Raw genomic sequence first — 2,980 nt, 5'->3', positions numbered from 1 at the left:
CGCGCCCGGCAGGACCCCCGCCGGGCGCGCTACATTCCGTTGGTGGAACTCAGACAGCTGGAGCACTTCGTCGCGGTCTGCGAGGAGCACCACTTCACCCGCGCCGCCCACCGGCTCCGGATCGCCCAGTCCGGGCTCTCCGCCTCCATCAAGTCGCTGGAGACCGACCTCGGCACCCCGCTCTTCGTCCGCACCACCCGCAGCGTCCGCCTCACCGACGCCGGTCGGGCGCTGCTCGGCGAGGCCCGCCGCACCCTGGAGTCCGCCTCCGCCGCCCGCGACGCGGTCGCCGCCGTCCAGGGGCTGGTCACCGGCAGCCTGGCGCTCGGCACCGAACAGTGCATGGGCATCGTCGAGCCCGCGGACCTCCTCGCCGACCTGCGCAGCCGCCACCCCGGCGTCACCGTCCGCATGGTGCAGGACGGCTCCGACGCACTGGTCGCCGGCGTCCGCGACGGCCGGCTCGACCTGGCGTTCGTCGTGCACGACGGCACCGAGGAAGGCGTCACCGTCCGTCCCGTCGCCCGCGAACCCCTGATGCTGCTCTGCGCCCCCGGCCACCCGGCAGCCACCGGCGGCACCCGCGCCCCCGCCGATCTCGCCGAGGAGAGCTTCGTCGACCTCCACCCCGGCTGGGGCGCCCGCCGCGCCGCTGGCGCGGCCTTCGCCGCCGCCGGCGTGGAGCGGGAGGTCGCCCTCCAGGTCAACGATGTCTACACCCTGCTGGAACTGGTCCACCGCGGCATGGGCGTCGCCGTCGTGCCGCGCCCCGTCACCCGGAAGCAGGCCGCCGCCGGGCTGACCGCCGTGCCCCTGGAGACCGACGTGACCTGGGCCGTCGGGATCGCCCTGCCCGCCGCCGGCCGTCCCTCCCCGGCCGCCCGGGCCCTGCTGGAGTCGATTGAGCACCCGGCGCGATGAATCCCATCGGTCCCGGACGTTGGACGTGCCGTCGCGGGGGAACCAGAGTGGGCAGCACGCGGCGGAGCGGACGCTGATCCGCACCGCCGGTTGTCCACATCTGTGAGAAGGGCAGTTCGGCATGGCGCAGACAGTGCGCGGGGTGATCGCCCGCGGCAAGGGGCTCCCGGTGGAGCTGACCGACATCGTGGTGCCCGACCCCGGACCCGGCGACGCGGTGGTCCGCATCCAGGCATGCGGGGTGTGTCACACCGACTACCACTACCGCGAGGGCGGCATCTCCGACGACTACCCCTTCCTCCTCGGCCACGAGGCGGCGGGCATCGTGGAGTCCGTCGGCGACGGCGTCACCGACGTCGTCCCCGGTGACTTCGTCGTCCTCAACTGGCGCGCGGTCTGCGGTACCTGCCGCGCCTGCAAGAGGGGCCGCCCCCAGTACTGCTTCGACACCCACAACGCGTCGAAGAAGATGACCCTCACCGACGGCACCGAGCTGGAGCCCGCCCTCGGCATCGGCGCCTTCGCCGACAAGACCCTGGTCGCCGCCGGTCAGTGCACCAAGGTCGACCCCGCCGCCCGCGCCGCCGCCGTCGGCCTGCTGGGCTGCGGCGTCATGGCCGGGCTCGGCGCGGCCGTCAACACCGGCAACGTCGGCCGCGGCGACACCGTCGCCGTCATCGGCTGCGGCGGCGTCGGCTGCGCCGCCGTCGCGGGCGCCCGACTCGCGGGCGCCGCCAAGATCATCGCCGTCGACATCGACGCGGCCAAGCTGGACACCGCCCGCTCCATCGGCGCCACCCACACCGTCAACTCGCGCGAGACCGACCCGGTCGAGGCCATCCGCGAGCTCACCGGCGGCTTCGGCGCCGACGTCGTCATCGAGGCCGTCGGCCGCCCCGAGACCTACAAGCAGGCGTTCTACGCGCGTGACCTCGCCGGCACCGTCGTCCTGGTGGGTGTCCCCACCCCGGAGATGACGCTGGAGCTGCCGCTGCTCGACGTCTTCGGACGCGGCGGCGCGCTCAAGTCGTCCTGGTACGGCGACTGCCTGCCCTCGCGCGACTTCCCCGTGCTGACCGACCTCTACCTGCAGGGCCGGCTCGACCTCGACGCCTTCGTCACCGAGACGATCACGATCGACGCCGTCGAAGCCGCGTTCCACCGCATGGAGAAGGGCGAGGTGCTCCGCTCCGTGGTCGAGCTGTGAGCACCGTGCGCATCGACCACCTGGTCACCTCCGGCACCTTCTCCCTCGACGGCGGTACCTGGGACGTCGACAACAACGTCTGGATCGTCGGTGACGACGACGAGGCCGTCGTCATCGACGCCGCTCACGACGCCGACGCCATCGTGGCCGCGCTCGGCGGCCGGCGGCTGGTGGCCGTCATCTCCACCCACGCCCACGACGACCACGTGGACGCCGCACCGGCGCTCGCCGAGCGGACGGGGGCGCCGATCCTGCTGCACCCGGCCGACCGGGAGCTGTGGGACCGCACCCACCCCGACCGGGCGCCCGACGGCGAACTGGCCGACGGCCAGGTGCTGACCGTCGCCGGTGTGGAGCTGCACCAGATCCACACCCCGGGCCACAGCCCCGGCGGGGTCTGCCTGTACGCCCCCGCCCTCGGCACGGTCTTCACCGGCGACACCCTCTTCCAGGGCGGTCCCGGCGCCACCGGGCGGTCGTTCTCCGACTTCCCGACGATCGTCGAGTCGATCCGCGAGCGGCTGCTGACGCTGCCGCCCGCCACGGTTGTCCGCACCGGTCACGGCGACTCCACGACCGTCGGCGACGAGGCGCCGCACCTCCAGGAGTGGATCGACCGCGGGCACTGAGCCCCGCGTGGTCTCCCGTGCCGTCTCCCCGTGCCGTCCTCCGCACCGACGGCAGGCCCCCGGGGCGCCGCGCCCTGTGCGGCACCCCGGCGAGGGCGGGCCCGGCACGGCCGACGGCGCTCGCCGATTCCCTCGTCCGGGCGACACGCGCGCTGGTCCTGCCCCCGGCGCCGCACGGCGGGGCGCCCGAACGGGTCTTGCCGGGCGCCGCCCCGCCCCCGCA

The 2,980-nt window shown here is 74.5% G+C and carries 3 protein-coding genes; all 3 read left to right on the top strand.

The window, feature by feature from the left end:
* Positions 1-42: 42 nt before the first annotated feature.
* Complete coding sequence (locus HCN56_RS24805) at positions 43-921, top strand: LysR family transcriptional regulator (protein ID WP_167974787.1); 879 nt, start codon at positions 43-45, stop codon at positions 919-921.
* Between the two features lie 121 nt (positions 922-1,042).
* On the top strand, positions 1,043-2,128 hold the full coding sequence (locus HCN56_RS24800) for an S-(hydroxymethyl)mycothiol dehydrogenase (protein WP_167974785.1): 1,086 nt from the start codon (positions 1,043-1,045) through the stop codon (positions 2,126-2,128).
* On the top strand, positions 2,125-2,757 hold the full coding sequence (locus HCN56_RS24795) for an MBL fold metallo-hydrolase (protein WP_167974783.1): 633 nt from the start codon (positions 2,125-2,127) through the stop codon (positions 2,755-2,757). The genes HCN56_RS24800 and HCN56_RS24795 overlap by 4 nt, the downstream gene beginning before the upstream one ends.
* The last annotated feature ends 223 nt before the right edge of the window (positions 2,758-2,980 follow it).

The organism is Streptomyces lonarensis, assembly GCF_012033735.1.
GTDB classification, from domain to species: Bacteria; Actinomycetota; Actinomycetes; order Streptomycetales; family Streptomycetaceae; genus Streptomyces; species Streptomyces lonarensis.
This window is presented reverse-complemented; position numbering and strand designations above follow the sequence as displayed.

Bases quoted from the DNA above. Each gene is read 5' to 3' on its own strand.
- HCN56_RS24800 (WP_167974785.1), top strand. From the start codon at position 1,043: ATGGCGCAGACAGTGCGCGGGGTGATCGCCCGCGGCAAGGGGCTCCCG.